The following is an 18,035-nucleotide window of genomic DNA, read 5'->3' as shown; positions in this document are numbered from 1 at the left end:
AGAGAGTTGAATTGAATATCCTCGTTTTTTTAGATAAAAATTATTTTCGAAGAATATGTAGATGACTTGGTTAAAGTCATCAAAAAGTTGGCCGTGATTTGTTGTTGGAGTACTGCTGTGCGTTTTTTTTCTCTTATCTTCGCTATTTCACTCGTTTATATTGTTGGCTGTAGTAGCAGCGCGGGCGAAACAGAATCATTGACCCCTCGAGTTATGGGACTGTCTTTTAATAGAATGCCTGTCGGAGAAACTCGATCGGTAGATATCAATTATGGTAGCTATGGAACAGGTGTTACCTTTCTGACTGAAATAGTAGGTGTTCCAAATGGAAGCTCTCTACTGGGTACGAAGTTTACGGATAGGCGTTTTGACTTGACCTTAGATAGAGTTGGTGCCTTTCGATTTGATATAACTGTAAGTGATAGCGAAGGGACCAGGACGCAAAGCGCTAAGATTGACGGTATTAATACAGCACCAATCATTAATATTACCAGTGACTACGGAGGTGTTTTTGTAAAGGGAGTGTTTGATGCTAGCGAATCGTATGATCCCAATGGAGATGTGATTACATTTAACTGGGAGTTACTTAGCATGCCTGCAGGGAGTGCTGTTTCGCTTGATTCAACGACTTCCGATATTGTTTCATTTGTTCCTGATAAAGCGGGTGATTACATGTTACAACTCACGGTGACCGATAACAGTGGAGTGTCAACCGTAAAAGAAATCAGTATAAATGTGCATCGCTTCAGGTTAGTTGAGCTAGATACCGATATTGTAAAGTCAGAGTTTATTCAGTCAAAAGATACCTTGGTTTTTCTAGGCGAAAATAACAATTTATATTTCTTTGAAATCTCTTCGCAACAACTCAAAGTCATTGAGCTACCAAAAGAAAGTTTTACGTTTGGTGTTTCTAATGACGCTTCTAGAATTGTTGTTGGTCATTCTGACTTTGTAAGTATCATCGATATTGAAAAAGGGGTAGTCGAAAAACATTTTCAGACTTCGGCTTCGGAACTAAAACCTCAAAGTATAGCAATGGTCGACGAGTCTATATATCTACTTGTTAATTCAAACCTGTACTCATTTGACTTTAATACAAGTGAGCTCTTTGATCGGAAAAGTCTAGATAGTAGTTATCGTAATATAATCGTCATTCCTGATAAAAAAGATATATTATTAACTAGTGTCTACAATTCTTACCCACTTAAAATTGAACGATTTGATGTGTCATCTTCTGTGCCGATGCCTGTTAGTTCGAATGAAGAATACAATAGCGGTACCTGCGGTAGAGCTTATCTAAATAGTGAAGCAACTGAAGTTATTTCTAGTTGCGGTAATATTTTTCAGCTTTCGGACAGTCCTAGTACTGACTTGCATTCTTCAGACAATTTTCCATTTGAGTACTCGGCGACTTCTATATCAATGCTTAACGGACAGATTTCCTTGATCTACAACTCTTATGACTCAAGCTCCGACGAAATTGTCTATTTTGATCGAGAAACACTTTCAGAGACTTCTCGTGAAGAGTTACCTTTTGATTCGAACTTTTTAGGACGAAAAGTTTTCTATCGAGCTAACGGAGAAACGTTATTCTGGGCTAGAGATCAATATCACTATGAAGGTACGAAAAGAATCATTATCGGTTATACGCCTGACATTGAGGTTTATTCAGCCCTTCCTCCTGTAGCAGTAATAACCTCTGAGATAGAAGCAAATATGGGAGAAAGTCTAGCATTGAGCGCAGTTAATAGCTTTGATTTCCAAGGTCTTGCTTTGAACTATTTTTGGGAAGTTAAGCAGGCTCCATCAGGAAGTCAGGCGGTGTTATCTGAACCTGAATCAGCATCAACAAGTATAACTCCTGATGTCAAAGGTGAATATACTATCGACCTAATTGTAAACAATGGTTTGGCGAGCAGTACAGCAGCGAGTGTATTGATTCAAGTGTCAAGCGATGAAGATTATTATATCGAACCACTCGAATATTCAAATTTCCGCCATATTGACTATTCAGAGAGTCTAGACTCTATGATATATCTTACCTACGAAGGTTCACTTGTTGCGTTTAATTTGCAAAGTCGCGAGAAAAGAATTCTTGAGGTACCTGCAGATGCGATATATGTAAGTCTAAATCCAGCAAAAGATAAAATAGCGCTGTCATCGTCAAGTCAGCTGTTGCTGATTAACCTGATCGATATGGCTGTTGAACAGATTTACTCGATTAACGCTGATAGTCCGAAAATAGCGTTAGCTGACAACGATACGGCTTATTTGTTTTATGTGAACGACTACACGCAATCATATGACTACCTGGACCTATCAAGTGGAAATCAAATAAGCGGAATCGATACTGGGCTCTCGCCATTTCGACAAGTTAGAGCTTCATTGGATAGCAATTGGTTGGTAGCTATCTCTATGGGAGGGACTATTCACTTATACGACATCTCACAACAAAGTCCTCAACTCATGGAGTCATTTGAATTTAGTGATTCTTCTAGTCGCTGCTTTGATATGTGGGTCTTAGAAGATATAGATTCAACGATTAATAAATGTGGTCAAATAAGCAAACTAAACACCAATAGCGCTGACACTATTGAAGAAATCGGAAGATTGCCAGTGAACAACTATCTATCTGATTCACATGCTGATGGTAATCGAATTGCTGTACTGTTTTCTAGCTCCTTCGCGGGAGATAGTGGCTCTCTGCTATCTGCTAATCACTTATTTCGCCTATATGATGCTGAGTCTCTCGAGGTTAATGCGAATGTATTCTTACCAAAGGTTGAGAATTCAAGGCTAGAAAGCTACAGAATCTTCTATAACGATGAACAGAAAAAAGTTATAACTTTCGCTAGAGCGCAGCGAAGCAATCAATATTATTTATTTGTAACCACAGAAATCTAATTAATGTCGGGGAGGAACATCTCCGATATTTTCTGTTTTCGGTAGATGCTTTTTCTGAGGAAGATAGGGTGGGATAATGGGCTGCGAATCAATGAATAATAGGGCGGAGAGTGAATCTGCTCTGATTTGATGGATACTTTAAATCAGAGATTCAAAGTATCCAAGGAGGATGTAAAGTGTCTCCTCGAACAAGAATGAGCTAGCAAAAGTAAAAATTGATGTAAGCGAGATTCAAACTATTTGGCAAGTTAGTTGGAGTTTGAACTTTTACTAACGTATTAATCAATGAAAGGTTGAAAATCAAGTGAAAAAATTCATATCATTAATTGTGTTTTACTCTTTTGTAACGACAGCATTTGCCGAAACCGGCGCTGGAGAAGTCGCAAGAATCTATCCAAATAGCGGGGGAGTGTTTTTTAAGCTGAAAAATGATCCCTGTGCAGCCAAAGGACCTTCGAGTCGATACTATTACTTTGATCATGACAATGTCAGTGCTGATAAATGGTTTTCGTTATTGCTGGCTGCTGCTAATACTAAGGCTGTTGTCAAAGTTGCTGTACCTGATTGCACTAGCGTTGACCATGTGAAAGTGAATTATGTATATCAGGATTTTTAGTTAGCGCCAATTAGTGCGTATTCCAAACCTTAGTCTCTGTTAAAACTGTCTGTGACTATTGAGTTTGATCGCGGTTTTTCCGATATGATAGCGTAGCAGATTAAGCTCAGGATCTAATAAGTAATAGAAGACGTTGTAAAAGTAGAAGTGTTATGAAGAAGTATTTGTTGTTTTTTTATTTATTTATTCTTCCATTAAGCCTGGTTCAGGCGAAGGAGATTCCAATTGAAAACTTCGTCAAGGAAGCGCAGTTTAAAGATGCAAAACTTTCACCCGAAGGTGATTATCTTGCGGTTTCTCTTCCACTTATTGATAGAACCGGACTAGTTATTTTAGACCGACAAACGATGAAGCCGAGTTATGTATATCGTTTTCCTGAAAATAACCATGTCGATGAGTTTTATTGGGTCAACAACGAGCGACTGGTTTTTACCAGAGTGTTTAAAGAGCCCTGGCGAGAGCAGCCGGTAACCAATGGCCAGATATACGCTGGTAACTATGATGGTTCGAAAGGCGATGTGATTTTTGGTTGGTCTGCTGGTACTAATCGAACAGGCAATCTAAGAATGAAAAAGAACAAAGGGCCTGATCGTTCATTTGGCGAAGTATTACATATTCTACCTGATGACCCAGAACATATAATAATATCAGCGCGGCATATGGATCATGATTATGATTCTCCGCTAAGAATTTTAAAACTTAATGTCTACACGGGTAAGAAAAAACTAATTACACGAACGCCCTACGGAAATATGCATATCAACCTTGATAGTGCTGGAAATCCTGTTTTCGCAAATGGAACTGATTCAAAAGGTAAGTTCCGTTCATTTTTTTATGTTGATAGAGAGTGGATTGAAATCAAAGAAGATGAGCCACTAAACGACTATCGTCCTGTTGCATCGGATTCTTCTGGTAAAAAACTGTATATGAAGTCACATCTGCAAGATAAAACCGATGCACTATTTGAATACGATATGGCTAGTAAAAAAATCAAAATGATCTTTAATCACCCCGAATCAGATATTCACTCTCTTATAAGAGAACCATCGACTCAAATTGTTGTTGGTGCGGAAGTAATGCCCGATTATTTTGAATATCACTATTTTGAGCCAGATAACGAGTTTGCTCAAATCCATAACTCGCTGGCTGGAGTGTTTGCCGGAGAAGACATCACAATCACTTCAAGAACCAATGATCTGAGTGAGATGATAGTGTTGGTGCAAAGTGATAAAAACCCCGGAGACTTCTATCTTTACAATCATAAAAAGAAACAAGTCGGTTTGATGTTAAAGCGAAAGCAATGGCTAGCTTCCCAAGATTTAGCTGATAGACAGCCGATTAAATTTAAAGCAAGGGATGGCAAAACAATCTATGGTTATTTAACACTGCCGAAAGAAATTTCAAAACCTGTGCCATTGGTCACTTACGTGCATGGAGGCCCCTATGGGATGCAAGATACCTGGTTCTACGACACGGACGCACAACTGTTGGCGAATAGAGGGTTTGCTGTGTTGCAGGTAAATTATCGTGGTTCAGGTGGGTATGGCTGGGAATACGAAAAAATAGCTTATAAAAAACGTCATTCTCTTATTCAACAGGATATCATTGATGGCACTAAATGGGCGCTTTCTCAACCGGAAATTAGTGATAAAGCTTGCATAATGGGCTGGAGTTTTGGAGGCTATTCTGCACTAATGTCTCCTTTGATAGAGCAGGATCTTTTTTCATGTAGTATTGCTGCTGCCGGTGTATATGATGCAGTTTTACAGGAAGAAGAGGCTGATTATTCGGAAATCAGCTCAGTGGCTTTAGGGGCAGCTGCAAAAAGGTATGGTACTGATGAAAAATTGCTTACCGAAGAGTCGCCTTTAACCTATATTGATAAACTTAGAACGCCTATCCTGATTGTTCACGGTGGCAAAGACAAACGTGTCCCGCCCGAGCAAGCCTATTTGCTAAAGGAGGCACTGGATAAGAGAAACATGGAATATGAATGGCTTTTTAAAGAAAAAGAAGGTCATGGTTTCTATAAGGAAGAGAATCAGATCGAATTCTACGAGAAAGCAATTAAGTTCTTAAATAAATATTTAAAGTAGCCATAGCATTTCTAGTATCCGTCAAGATTATATCAAGTCAAGATGACTGAGAATCAAACTAGAAAAACTATAGCTAGAACTATTAACTAAAGATAAATCTGCAGGTAAAAATTATTTTTATTTACCTGCAGATGATGCTACTAGTTTTTAATGTTGATATTGCGGCTTTGAGTGTTTCCGCGAGCATCTCTTCCTGAAACAGTCAAAGAGTCACCACTCACAGTAGCAGAATTCACAGTTACCAAATGGATGTTGTTTGGTGATGTTGCCGCCAGCTTTAAAGTATCAATTATTGAAAAATAATAAGTTATTTGATTATTAATCAGTCCTTTTAGTAGTAACGCAATATATTTATCTTTTGCCTGCCCCATATTCGCGAAAAATGTTTGATTGGAGATGGATTGAATCAGATAATTTTGAGGGTAAAATACTGATTTTAAGTATTGAAGCTGCCCGTTAATAGCTTTTGAATGCGAATAAATGTGAACGCCATTGACTTGTTCTGCTCTATGTCCTGAGGGAACTGTATTTGTTCTAATGAAATGAATAAGAAGATTGTTTAACGAACTTGAATAAACCTTTCCGATAGATGTTGTGGTATAGCCGTTGGGGTTAGCATAGCTATCGATACTTTTGCTCAAGCGGCACTGATGCAAATCATAAAAATCGAGGCGGAAGAGCGAGTAGTAGCCTAACTTAAGAGGAAAGCCTGTGTTGTCCCACTTTTCCCTTTTAGCAACCACCAGCGCCCAGGTTAAGTCCTTGGAATAGTATACGTCTCTTGCTTGTAAACTGTATCCTGGTTTACTTCTCTGATGAACATAGCCAGGCAATCTTGTTTGACCGGTGGACGATTTTAAATAAACTTCATAAACATCTTTTTTTTCGATCGTACAGTTAGCCTGACGAGGTTTTTTAACATTGATTGTTAAGCTTTTGATTAACTGGTTAAAGGGGTTTTTGACAAGCAGATTATATTGCGTCGTCTGGCTCGGACTAACTACCTGACTACCATTAAGATTAACATTGTTGCCATTGAGTGTGACGCTTTTAGCATTGGTTGTCGTCCAGGTGATTTTGCTCGATTCTCCTGCGTAAATATCCTTTACTGATGACTGAAGAGTTGCCGCGACATTATCCCACGCTGATATTTTTAGCATAGGAGTTGAGCTTGAAGTGATTGAGCCATTACCGCTATCAAATGTTGCTTTTGCCTGAGCTTCGATAGTTTCTCCTGCTTGTATGGCTTTGAGCATTACGGTATCAGTTGAAAGCGATTGTGTACTTTTACTGGCGAGTTTTTCAAGCTTTCCGCTATCGACTTTTGCTCCTTTTAGTTCAAGCTTTACCTTTTTAACACCTTGCTTATAACTACCAATTCCTACCAGCCGGTATTTTCTTCCAGGTCGAATATTAATTTCTTTGTTCTGATTTTTGTCACTTGTGACAACCAGTGACTGATTATTACCATTTGAGTCATCCCAGACGGCCATGAGTTTTACATTAGGAGAAGCGCAGGCGCTTAAAACTAAAAAAATGCAAAGTAGAAGAGGAAATCTGATTATCATTTTAAATATCCTTATAAAAAATGGTGTTCTGTCTATTTTCATCTAAAACATAGGTAGTGCTTACAACCTTGTCAAACACAAACGTCAGTCTTATTTTTTATTGAGATATCATTTTTGGCGATGAAGCTGTGAATGAAATGCTTTGATGTCAATTGGTATTGAAAGGAGTTGTACGGAGAGGTGCTGGACGGAGAGGAGTTAAGTGGTCTAAAAAAACGCCCTCCAGAGAGGGCGTTGAATAAAAATAGAAATTTCAAATCGGTTTAAGATTATGCTTCGGCATTATGGTAAACGTTCTGAACATCATCCAGATCATTTAGCATATCCAGAAACTTGTCGAACATTTCCTTGTCTTCATCAGCAATTGCGACAGTGTTTTGTGGCACAAATTGAATTTCATCAACTTCAAATTCAACACCTTCAAAAGCATCCATCAATGCTTGCTTTGCTTTAAAGTATTCGGTTTGAGGAGCAAAAACGGTAATCTTGCCATCTTCACATTCAATATCAGTCACATCTACATCGGCCATCATCAGTGCATCGAGAGCTGCTTCTTCATCATCGCCCTTGAATACAAAAATGGCGCTGTGGTCAAACATGTGGCTAACGCTACCCTGAGTACCGATTTTGGCTTTAGTTTTGGTAAAGCAAACACGAACATCACCAAAGGTTCGGTTAGGGTTGTCAGTCAGGCAGTCAACAATGACCATACAGTTACCTGGCCCAAATCCTTCATAGCGAGCTACAGCAAAGTCTTCGCCGCCGCCGCCTTCAGCTTTTTTTAGTGCTTTTTCGATAACGTGAGCGGGTACCTGATTACGTTTTGCTCGGTCGAGTAGAGAGCGCAGAGCCAGGTTGCCGTCAGGATCAGTACCGCCGGATTTGGCGCAAACATAAATCTCGCGACTGAATTTACTGTAAACCTTGGCGTTTTGATCCGAGGTTTTTGCCATTGATTCTTTTCTGTTTTGAAACGCGCGACCCATTTTTGATTTCTTGTGGTGATTAAAATTGCGCAGATTTTACCACTATCTGACGACTTGAAAAAGTTTGATATCTCTAATTTGTAAGACTCAAGGAAAAATTCGAACTGAGAGCTTGTCGGTTTTGCATCTATTGTTAACTGCTACTCTGTAGATAGCTAATAATGTATAAGGTGCCGGAAGGCAGATAAAAGGCCCGGTAAATGGGCCTTTAAATAGCGAGTCTTTAAAACGCCACTGAAAAAATAAAAGCTAAAGCTCAAAATCTTCACATTGAAGCGTTTCGTTACCACTCAATAGCGAGGCTTTGTGTGTTTTGATTCGTGGTAAAAGACGAGCAAAATAGAACTTGAGCGTTTGCCGTTTAGCCTTTTTAAATGATTCACTTTTATCTGAACCGGTGACTACCTGAGCCTGCTGCAATAAAATATGAGCCACTGACAGATAGCCTGAATACATTAGAAAATCAAAGGCCGCTGCACCGACTTCGTCCATATCCTGCTGCGCTTTGGCGCCAATTTGCTGGGTTAATCCTAGCCACTCATCACAGTACCTGAGTAAGGTTTCGGCATAAGGTTTTAACTCATCATTCACAAGTGCTGCTTGTTGTTTAATTTCACTTACCCAGCTAACCAGTGCTGCGCCTTTATCTCTCAGAACTTTTCGGCCAAGAAAGTCGAGGGCCTGAATACCGCTCGTACCTTCGTATATCAAAGAGATGCGACAGTCACGAACTTGTTGTTCCATTTCTGATTCACAAATGAACCCGTGACCACCAAAGACCTGAACGCCATGATTAGTACACTCAAACCCGGTTTCAGTCATAAAAGCTTTACAGATCGGGGTAAGCAGACCTAGCCTTGCTTCTACCTGGCCGTCATTGTCATTGCCACTTTCCACACTGTCCACCAGGCTTGCAGTGTAATAAGCCAGTCCTCGATTTCCTTCGACCAGAGCTTTTTGTGTAAATAACATTCTTTTTACATCGGGGTGAACAATGATTGGATCTGCTGGTTTGTCCGGTGCTTTGACTCCACTGAGCGAACGCATTTGCAGGCGGTCTTTGGCGTACTCCAACGAGCCCTGTAAAGATAGCTCGGCGATAGCATAACCTTGTACACTGGTGGCCAGTCTTGCGGTATTCATCATGGTAAACATGCAGGCTAGTCCCTTGTTCGGCGGACCAACCAGATAGCCAATGGAGTCTTCAAAATTGATTACGCAGGTAGCAGAGGCTTTTATTCCCATCTTGTGCTCGATTGCACTACAGGTCACCTGATTGTCTGTTTTACCCTCAGCCGTTTCAAGATTCATTATTTTGGGAACGACAAACAACGATATTCCTGCGCTGCCTTCAGGTGCATCCGGCAAGCGAGCAAGTACCAGATGGATAATATTCTCCGACATGTCGTGCTCGCCGGCTGAAATAAAAATTTTAGTACCAGTGATCGCGTAACTGCCATCTTCCTTAGGAATAGCCTTTGTTCTCAGCAAACCGAGGTCAGAGCCGCAGTGAGCTTCGGTCAGACACATGGTACCGGTCCATTCGCCAGAGATAAGCTTGGGAAGGTATCTTTGCTTTAGCTCATCAGTGCCGTGATGACTGAGCGCATTAATCGCTCCATGTGTTAGGCCGGGATACATACTCCAGGAGGTATTGGCTGAAGTGTTCATTTCCGCAGTGACTACAGAAAGAGAGTGCGGTAGCCCCTGGCCGCCAAAATCCGGGTCAAATGCCAGAGCACCCCAGCCGGCTTCGCAATATTGCTTATAAGCCTCGGCAAACCCTGTCGGAGTGGTCACTGCGCCATTTTCAAGTTTGCAACCCTGTTCGTCGCCGGGATAATTCAATGGAGAAAGAACTTCACTGGCAAATTTGCCAGACTCTTCAAGTATTGCATTGACCATCGATTTATCGGCCGCATCTTCGAATCCAAGCTTTTGATAATGTTCACAAATATTAAGACAGTCATGCAGAATGAATTGCATATCCTCGAGTGGTGCAATGTATTTTGGCATTTTAAGTAGCTCCGTAAATGTTATCTTTTCTAATCTAACTGGTCAGATGAGTTGGGTCAAGTTTCATAAGCTAAATTTCTCCTGGTTAAATCAGAAATTTTTGGAATTAAAGCTTTTGTCTTGCCATTAACCCAGTGTTTCACCAATATTTACTTCCAATGGTATACTCCGCACCTGTTTTATTTGGTTTTAGATCGGAATTTTTGACACAAATGCCTGAAATGTCAGAGCAAGACGTCCTTGCTAGTAATACAAATGCTGTTAACCCTGAAAACCCTGCAAAAGATGAACGCTTCGGTGGGACTCGTCGTCTGTATGGCAGCAAAGCAATCCAAAAACTGACTGACAGCCACGTTGTGGTAGTTGGTATTGGCGGAGTTGGGAGCTGGATTGTTGAAGCTTTGGCAAGAACCTCGATTGGAAAGTTAACCTTGATCGACCTGGACGATATCTGTGTTACCAATACCAATCGCCAAATCCATGCCATGCAGGGAAATATTGGAAAGCTTAAGGTTGAAGCAATGGCTGAGCGGGTTCGAGCAATTAATCCAGGCTGTGATGTTGATCCTGTTGCTGATTTTATCAGTGAGAAGAATCAGGCGGAATTACTTTCCATGAAGCCAGATTTCGTTGTAGATGCTATCGACAGTGTACCTGCCAAAGTAGCCCTAATTGCTTACTGCAAAAGAAATAAAATAAAGATTATTTCGATCGGTGGAGCAGGGGGACAGACCGATCCACTCAAAATTACTGTCGGTGACCTGAGCCGAACCATTCAGGATCCCTTGGCCGCGAAAGTCCGTAGTGAATTAAGACGTAAGCATCAATTCAGTAAGAATCCCAAGCGAAAGTTTGGGGTTGAGTGTGTATATTCTACAGAGCAACTCGTTTATCCGACGCCTGAAGGTGAGACCTGTCAACAGAAGCAGTTTGTCGACGGCAGTGTCAAACTTGATTGCAGTGGCGGTCTGGGAGCGGCAGTATCTGTTACCGCCACTTTTGGTATGGTTGCAGCTTCAAGGGTAATAGATAAATTAACCCGGATCATTTAGGGCGCTTTAGCATAGCCGGAGAGCGCAACAAATGCTCATTTCTGGTAGCAACGAGTATATTACTTGATAGTAACCTGTATATTTGATAGCAACCTGTATAGTATTAGCGAGCCTTGCTGCTGATTGCGACAGATATTAAAGTCTCGTTTATATCCTGATCTCGTTTATAAACAGGCCTCGCAATATATCCAGATCTCGCAGATGTCACTTTGACCGGTCTTTAAAAGCTATTTTAGAAAAGTGCTATTACATCAACTTTTTCAAAACATGACAGACCTGGTTTTTGAAAGTGATTACAAAGCTAAGCGTTAGCTCGTGGGATAGTTTCCAACCTGGTTAACTTTTCTAATATATAGAGTCAGCTCGTTCTCAGCTTCAGATTGAGAGTCGAAAGGACCTTCTTCGGTCTTTTCCCGAGTGAGAAACCACCAGCCTTCATTAGTGTGGTAATAACGGTTCGTCCTGAACCAGGGTCTTACAGCTTCGCCTGTTCGTGTACGCATCTTAATCTCCCTTGCATTCGTTAGCATTTTGATACTACAACGACTTGATACCTTCAAAACTTTAAATAATAAGCTTTAACAATATTTATAAATCAATGAGTTGCCTGGCATTTCCGGTTAGACCCGTGCTTAATAACCGCTAAAGTCTGCTGGATTTGCCTTGTTTCGCTCAAACATCCTGAAGTTTAGTTTAACCGAATTATTGCTCTGCGCCAATAAATGACACTGATATTGCGATAAGAGATTGTTTGGATAGGCTAAAATTAACTAGCTAACTGCAATTATTTGTGAACTTGGCGGGATTATTGAGATGTTTTTAAGCTAAACTTTGCTAGGAGACCGATAGTTATTCACAGTAATTAGGGGATTTGTTAAGATGCCGTGATAACTTACTGATAATTAAAATGAAAATCTTGTTTATCAAATAGACATTTTGACAATATAGATTAGCAGTTAAATAAAATAATAATTCTAACAACAAATGAACGGGATGACTTCGTGAGCACAGTTGATATTCCAGGATATAAAATAGTAAAAACTCTGGGAGTAGGGGGACAAGCGACAGTCTATCTGGCAATCCAGAAAGGATTCGATAGAGAAGTTGCATTAAAAGTGATGTCGCCTGCGTTGGCGGCTGATCCCACTTTTGGCGAGCGTTTTATTCGGGAAGCCAAAATTGTAGCCAAACTTTCCCATAAAAGTATAGTGACCGTATATGATGTCGGGGAGAGCGGTAACTTTTATTATCTGGCAATGGAATATCTGCCCGGGGGAGATTTAAGAAAACGTATTGAAGAGGGAATGAAAGCACGCGAAGCGCTGACGATTATTGAAAAGCTCGCCAGTGCGCTTCATTTTGCCCATGAGAAAGGGTATATCCATCGAGATGTAAAGTCTGAGAACATTCTTTTTAATTTAGATGGAGAGCCGTTATTGACTGACTTTGGCATTGCCAAAGCCTCAGACTCGTCCACCCAGATGACACAAACTGGAAAACTGATTGGTACACCGGAATACATGAGTCCTGAGCAGTGTCGTGGTAAAACTGTCGACGGGAGAAGTGATTTATATAGCCTTGGCGTAATTTTTTATGAAATGTTGACTAAAACTGTGCCCTATAAAGGAGAAGACTCGGTTGCTGTCTGCATTAAACATGTTACCAAGCCGGTTCCACAACTACCTGTCAGGTTAAAACATTTCCAGTGGCTTATTGACCTGCTTCTTGCAAAAGATCCTGAAAAGCGCTTTCAAAATGGAATCGATCTCGCTAAAGCGATTAATGAGTTCAAGTCTTCAGGTAAACAGGGAAAGAGTACGGCTACCAATCAGTCTCCGGGGTCTAAGTCCAGGCAACCTTCAAGAACGGTCGTTCGCAATAATCCGCACGATGATATTACAGATGAAGATATTGCCAAGTTTGATGATTTGCATACAGAAAGAAGGGTTTATAACGAGCCAGAGAAGAAGAGTGGTATTGGCCTATACGTTGCTTTCATCACGTTAGTTCTTGTTGGTGTCGGAGGTTATTTCTCTAAAGAGAAGTGGCTGCCATATGCACAACCGTTGATTGCGAAGATAACTGGAGACACTTCGCAACAGGAAGCTAAACCGGATTTAGGAAATAGTCAAAAAGATGCAAACAATGACGCGGTTAATAAGCAGGAAAACAAACCAGTAGAAAGTAGCAATAGTTCGTCTCAATCTGAACCGCCAAGCCCCGAAACTTTGCTGCAAGAGGCTGATGCTTTAGTTCAGTTTTTGCCTCAAAAAATTGAAGATATTAAAAAGGCATTAAAATTAGTTGCAACTGTCAAGACTCTTGATGAAACGAATACAAATGCGGAACTTGTTTACCAGAATATTATTAGTGTGAGCTTGAGTGAAGCAGTAACTTTGGCTGAAGCGAGTGAGTTTGAAAAAGCCGAAATCTGGCTAAAGTTAGTAGAAGTTGAGAAGCCTGACCATCCATTGCTTGGCGCAACACAACAAAAAATTTCAAATCTTAAGCAGAGTTATCAAGGTCAACAGGATGAGATAGCCAAAGAAAAAGCACAGCTTAACCAATGGTTAACAGATGCAGCACTTGCATTGCAAGAAAAGCGGTTATCTTCTCCGGTACGAAATAATGCAATCTATTTTTATCAGGAAGTTCTTAAACTACAGCCAGAAAACGGAGAAGCCATTGAAGGATTGGAGAAGGTTTCTGAAGAGTTTGAAAGTTTAATCGCCGAGGCAATAAAACAAAACAGTTATGCCAAAGCGAAAACAATGTTAACGCGCTACGGAAGCATTTCTGATAATGAAGCGAAGAAAAATGCATTGAGACAACTGATTAATCAAAGTGAGACTCAATATAAAGAAGAGCAAAAGGAACGTCAAAGAAAAGAAGCTATCGCAGAGAAAAAACGAAAAGAAGAGCAAGCAAGGAATGATCGCTTGAATGATCCTCTGGTTCAAATGTCAATTAATAGTCGTTTATTATCGGCAAAGACTTTAGAGGAGCAAATGGTGCTAGTTGAGCCTGCCGGAAATAATGCCTTGGACAAATACAAAAGCGTGCTTGAAATAGATGATCGAAATCAGGATGCGAAAGATGGGATTGAGCGTATAGAAGCGAGAATTCTGGCAGAATTAACTGAAAAAATTGCAGCAAATAATAAAGATGATGCTTTGCTGTGGTTGAATAAACTCAGGATTTTAAATAGTGAGCATAGTCAGTTGAGCTCATATGAGGCTGCAATTAATAATATTGTTGTACCTGAACCGGAAACGAGCACAGAAAGCGATGAATCGGCGGGCATACAAAATAGCGAATCTTTAGATGCTGTGAATGCAGATGATTCAATTGAGCAGTCACCTGAATCTATTGATAACCGCGTTGAGCAAAAAGAAGATGTTAACGGCAATTCTTTATCTGAGCAGACAACAGATTCTCAGGATGATTCAGATAAGGTTTTTTAACCGACTGGTTGGTGCCGAACCAATATTTAGCATATAAGAAATATAATTAAGTAAAGGTTTATTCCATGAAAACAACTCATTTTCAAATTTTGACTGCAGCGTCTTTGGCGTTTTTTCTTGCCTGCGGTGGCAGCAATAAAGCGCTTATTACCCAATCAGAAATTGATTCGGCAAGGCAATCTGGAACACTCTCAGCTTTATATGATAAGGCGACAAAATTAATTTCAGAATCTGGTGGGAGTAGTAAAAAGGAAGCGATTGCTTTGCAGTCAAAGATAGCTGGGTTACTAACTGCCAAGCACTCTGGTGAGGTTGAAGCACTTTTATCACGTGATGAGTCCGCTCAGCCGATTACACGAAGTGAACTATTGTCTTCAAAATCAGCGATTGCAGATATGCAACAATGGTCGGCAACCGATTACACAAAACTTGCTTCGAAGCTTGACGCTAAAATTGCAGAACTGAACAAGAAAATTAAAGTTGAAATTGATAAGTCTGAATTACCAGGCGTGTCTTTGGTCGACAAAGTGCTTACATTAAAGCGGGCTGCATTATTGGCCGGTACAGGAGAGCCTGAGACATTGCTTTATGAAACTGAAAAGCAAAAAGCAATTGAATATTATCAGTATGAAGGTAGTGACGGTTTGCAAAAAGGGTTGTATAACACCGCGATGAAAGCCGCAGAGTCTGGCTTGATGTTAGATGAAGGGAACCTTCAATTTGAGTCGATGTTGTCACAAGCGCAAGCGGGAATGTTCCAGAAAGATTTCAGTTATGCGCTGGAAAATGGTAAACCCGAATCGGCTTATCTATCTCTGATGCAGGTAGCAGATAAGCCAATATTTCTTCAACTGAAGAAGTCAATGGGAACCAATATGCAGGTTCTAGCTAACTACTTTGCGGGGTCGGCAGCTAAAAATTATCAAAAGGAAATGCTGGATGCCGCCTATAATGATTTCAGAAAAGGCCGGGATATTCAGGAAAAACTCGGGATCAGTAATAAAGGCTTTATCCAGGAAAAGCGTTTTTTGGACTTGGTGATGGCGAGAGCGAAAAACAAGCAATCCGGCGTAGGAAAAAGACAAGCTTTGCTCAGAGTGATTCAGTCATTTGATCCTAATTATCCGCGCGTTCAATCAGAATATAATAAGTTAACAGAAGAAATTAGAGCGCGGGCATTAACTAAGCTTTCCGTTGACAGCTTCAAGGAAGTTGCGGCCGCGGATCCTGTGGTGACTTCTGTTGGGCGTCGCATAGGTAGTAAACTAGAAAAATACTTATTTGAAAACCTGGGAAATGAAGTGTTAATTGTCGCTGAAACAAATGGTCAGGCCGGGAATGGGTATCAGGGTTTGAATTTGAAAGTAGATGGTGAAGTACTGCAGGCGGCTATTGAAACCAAAGTTAATAAAGGGCAACGTTCGCAACAAGTTCAGATTGGCGTTGATAAGCAATTAACTGAAGCCTACCAGAAATGGTCAAAAAGAAAGCGTGGTGAAGCGCCAAAGCAATATATTGAAAATCCGATCATGGATGAAGTGATCCTCACGGTAGAACATATTAGAAAGCAAGCGATCGCAGAAGTTGCTTTTAGAATCATTGAGCCTTCTTCAGGAAAAATTTTATTGACGGATAACTATGTTAAAGAGGCGCAGTATTCTGGTGAGTCTATTAACGAGTTTAAAAAGGGAGATTTTCATCAGCCCTATTTACCAGCGGATATGCCGACGGATATTAAAATAATGGATTCTCTGGCGAGTGAGCTGGCTTTGACTCTGGGAGAAAAACTAGGGACATATTTGGCTAAACCAGAAGAAGTTTTTTATAGGAAAGCCAATGAATCTAAAGCTCGTGGAAACCTTAATGCTGAAATTGAGTTGCTGGCGAATGCTGTTTTTATTGCTGAAAGTAAAGGCGTTGATAGTGACCAATGGTTGGAGCAATTAAAAGAGTTATCATTGCGCTAGTATTTGAGTTGGGTAGTTTATAGGCCCGCCTAAGGCGGGCTTTTTAGTAGAGTTAGGCATCTCGCGGATGCATATTGACTACACAGTTAATTAGCTTTTTGGTTTTGGATAAAAGTTTACTTCGGGTATTATTGAGGGCATGTTTTTCGCCAAGTGTTTTTATCGCCCAAAGAATATGTTCAGTTACCATAGCATTGGCATCCGGTAATTTTTTTTCAAGTAATTCTATATAATCCGGGTTTCCAGTGTTCCCGATAGCTACAGCAAGGTTTCTTAACCAGTTCTGATAACCAATACGCCTTACAGGGCTGCCTTCGAAATTGGAAAGAAACATATTTTCATCCCATAGCCATAGGTCCTTAAGTTCAGAACTTTCAAGGCCATGTCTAGGATAAAAGTCCTTGTCTTCAGAAACTGATGAATAACGATTCCACGGGCAGGCGAGCTGGCAGTCGTCGCAACCGTAAACTCTATTGCCTAATGATGTTCTGATGTCTTCGGGAATTGGGCCCTTGTTCTCAATTGTTAAATAGGAAATGCAACGTCTGGCATCAACCGTTTTTCCGTCAATGATTGCATCAGTTGGGCACAATGAGATACAAGCAGTGCAGCTACCACATTTATCCTCGACTGGAGCATCAACCTGAATGGGTTGATTGATAAAAATTTCGCCTAGAAAAAACCAGGATCCACCTGACTCATTGATGATCAAGCTGTGTTTACCTTTCCAACCTAGTCCTGATTTTTCTGCAAAAGCAGTTTCAAGTACTGGAGCGCTATCAACCAAAACCCTGGCTTCAATAAATTGCTCAAGATTTAGCTGGTTAGCTGCTTGCCTGACAATATTGGAAAGTTTTTTCCGGATTAGTTTGTGGTAGTCTCGGCCCAATGCATAGCGCGAAATGTTTGCCATGTCTGGATTTTTAAGCGGTGCTGAGAACTGCGCATTTGTCGGTAAGTAGTTATATCGAAAAGATAGAACACGACAGGTACCAGCCTGCAACGAGTCGGGATGCTGCCTTAGTTCCTGATTACGTTCCAGAAAAGACATTTCACCATGATAGCCATTATTTAACCAGGATTTAAATTTTTCAAAGTAACCTGAAGTGTTGATATCAGATACCCTCATATCTTGAAAATTTTCTTCAAGAGCCAACTGATAAATTGTTTCTTTCAGCTGCGAAAGCTGGCTTTCCGATAGTGTCATCGATAGGAAGATATGAGGATTTGGAAGAGATATTATCCAATAAAATAGTTAACGAAACCAGATAATAGGCAAGGTTGGTTACGAATTAATCGATGATAAGTAAAATTAATAATTTATTGGCAATAATCAGGAAAATTGCTTGAGTCTTATGGGTTCATC

General features: G+C 40.4%; 11 protein-coding genes. 6 read left to right on the top strand and 5 right to left on the bottom strand.

What is annotated here, in order from left to right:
- Nucleotides 1–117 precede the first annotated feature (117 nt).
- From IYN84_RS06230 to IYN84_RS06220, 3 genes are all read left to right on the top strand, one after another.
- Nucleotides 118–2,904, top strand: coding sequence for a PKD domain-containing protein (locus IYN84_RS06230; RefSeq protein WP_196138287.1), 2,787 nt, complete (start codon nucleotides 118–120; stop codon nucleotides 2,902–2,904).
- A gap of 304 nt (nucleotides 2,905–3,208) precedes the next feature.
- The gene (locus IYN84_RS06225) at nucleotides 3,209–3,520 is read left to right on the top strand and encodes a hypothetical protein (protein ID WP_196138286.1); all 312 of its coding nucleotides are present in this window, start codon (nucleotides 3,209–3,211) and stop codon (nucleotides 3,518–3,520) included.
- A 152-nt stretch (nucleotides 3,521–3,672) separates the two neighbouring features.
- On the top strand, nucleotides 3,673–5,616 hold the full coding sequence (locus tag IYN84_RS06220) for a S9 family peptidase (protein ID WP_196138285.1): 1,944 nt from the start codon (nucleotides 3,673–3,675) through the stop codon (nucleotides 5,614–5,616).
- 140 nt (nucleotides 5,617–5,756) lie between these two features.
- Here the strand turns inward: IYN84_RS06220 and IYN84_RS06215 are convergent, their stop codons facing one another.
- The 3 genes from IYN84_RS06215 to IYN84_RS06205 form a co-directional block, all read right to left on the bottom strand.
- Nucleotides 5,757–7,184, bottom strand: coding sequence for a hypothetical protein (locus IYN84_RS06215; protein WP_196138284.1), 1,428 nt, complete (start codon nucleotides 7,182–7,184; stop codon nucleotides 5,757–5,759).
- A 269-nt stretch (nucleotides 7,185–7,453) separates the two neighbouring features.
- Nucleotides 7,454–8,170: a YebC/PmpR family DNA-binding transcriptional regulator gene (locus tag IYN84_RS06210; RefSeq protein ID WP_196138283.1), complete on the bottom strand. Its 717-nt coding sequence runs from the start codon at nucleotides 8,168–8,170 to the stop codon at nucleotides 7,454–7,456.
- Nucleotides 8,171–8,419: 249 nt separating this feature from the next.
- The gene (locus IYN84_RS06205; RefSeq protein WP_196138282.1) at nucleotides 8,420–10,186 is read right to left on the bottom strand and encodes an acyl-CoA dehydrogenase C-terminal domain-containing protein; all 1,767 of its coding nucleotides are present in this window, start codon (nucleotides 10,184–10,186) and stop codon (nucleotides 8,420–8,422) included.
- Between the two features lie 212 nt (nucleotides 10,187–10,398).
- Between IYN84_RS06205 and tcdA the strand changes: the two genes are divergently transcribed.
- Nucleotides 10,399–11,238 (top strand): tRNA cyclic N6-threonylcarbamoyladenosine(37) synthase TcdA, encoded by an 840-nt coding sequence (gene tcdA / locus IYN84_RS06200; protein ID WP_371734803.1) that lies wholly within the window; start codon nucleotides 10,399–10,401, stop codon nucleotides 11,236–11,238.
- A gap of 308 nt (nucleotides 11,239–11,546) precedes the next feature.
- On the opposite strand, the gene IYN84_RS06195 is transcribed toward tcdA, so the two are convergent.
- The gene (locus IYN84_RS06195) at nucleotides 11,547–11,741 is read right to left on the bottom strand and encodes a DUF6316 family protein (protein ID WP_196138281.1); all 195 of its coding nucleotides are present in this window, start codon (nucleotides 11,739–11,741) and stop codon (nucleotides 11,547–11,549) included.
- Between the two features lie 498 nt (nucleotides 11,742–12,239).
- Here IYN84_RS06195 and IYN84_RS06190 point away from each other — a divergent pair, with 498 nt between their 5' ends.
- Together IYN84_RS06190 and IYN84_RS06185 are read left to right on the top strand one after the other, a co-directional pair.
- Nucleotides 12,240–14,702, top strand: coding sequence for a serine/threonine-protein kinase (locus tag IYN84_RS06190; protein ID WP_196138280.1), 2,463 nt, complete (start codon nucleotides 12,240–12,242; stop codon nucleotides 14,700–14,702).
- A 65-nt stretch (nucleotides 14,703–14,767) separates the two neighbouring features.
- Nucleotides 14,768–16,669, top strand: a complete 1,902-nt coding sequence (locus IYN84_RS06185) for a hypothetical protein (protein ID WP_196138279.1) — start codon at nucleotides 14,768–14,770, stop codon at nucleotides 16,667–16,669.
- 52 nt (nucleotides 16,670–16,721) lie between these two features.
- Here the strand turns inward: IYN84_RS06185 and queG are convergent, their stop codons facing one another.
- The gene (gene queG / locus IYN84_RS06180; protein WP_196138278.1) at nucleotides 16,722–17,876 is read right to left on the bottom strand and encodes a tRNA epoxyqueuosine(34) reductase QueG; all 1,155 of its coding nucleotides are present in this window, start codon (nucleotides 17,874–17,876) and stop codon (nucleotides 16,722–16,724) included.
- Nucleotides 17,877–18,035: the final 159 nt, after the last annotated feature.

The organism is Aliikangiella sp. G2MR2-5 (assembly GCF_015687155.1).
Taxonomy (GTDB): Bacteria; Pseudomonadota; Gammaproteobacteria; order Enterobacterales; family Kangiellaceae; genus Aliikangiella.
The sequence above is the reverse complement of the archived record's forward strand: the minus strand, read 5'-3'. Positions and strand labels throughout refer to the sequence as shown.

What these genes read in the sequence shown, in the direction of transcription:
- queG (WP_196138278.1), bottom strand. Translation starts at nt 17,876, where the DNA reads ATGACACTATCGGAAAGCCAGCTTTCGCAGCTGAAAGAAACAATTTAT.
- IYN84_RS06220 (WP_196138285.1), top strand. Translation starts at nt 3,673, where the DNA reads ATGAAGAAGTATTTGTTGTTTTTTTATTTATTTATTCTTCCATTAAGC.
- IYN84_RS06210 (WP_196138283.1), bottom strand. Translation starts at nt 8,170, where the DNA reads ATGGGTCGCGCGTTTCAAAACAGAAAAGAATCAATGGCAAAAACCTCG.
- tcdA (WP_371734803.1), top strand. Translation starts at nt 10,399, where the DNA reads ATGCCTGAAATGTCAGAGCAAGACGTCCTTGCTAGTAATACAAATGCT.
- IYN84_RS06185 (WP_196138279.1), top strand. Translation starts at nt 14,768, where the DNA reads ATGAAAACAACTCATTTTCAAATTTTGACTGCAGCGTCTTTGGCGTTT.
- IYN84_RS06215 (WP_196138284.1), bottom strand. Translation starts at nt 7,184, where the DNA reads ATGATAATCAGATTTCCTCTTCTACTTTGCATTTTTTTAGTTTTAAGC.
- IYN84_RS06205 (WP_196138282.1), bottom strand. Translation starts at nt 10,186, where the DNA reads ATGCCAAAATACATTGCACCACTCGAGGATATGCAATTCATTCTGCAT.
- IYN84_RS06195 (WP_196138281.1), bottom strand. Translation starts at nt 11,741, where the DNA reads ATGCGTACACGAACAGGCGAAGCTGTAAGACCCTGGTTCAGGACGAAC.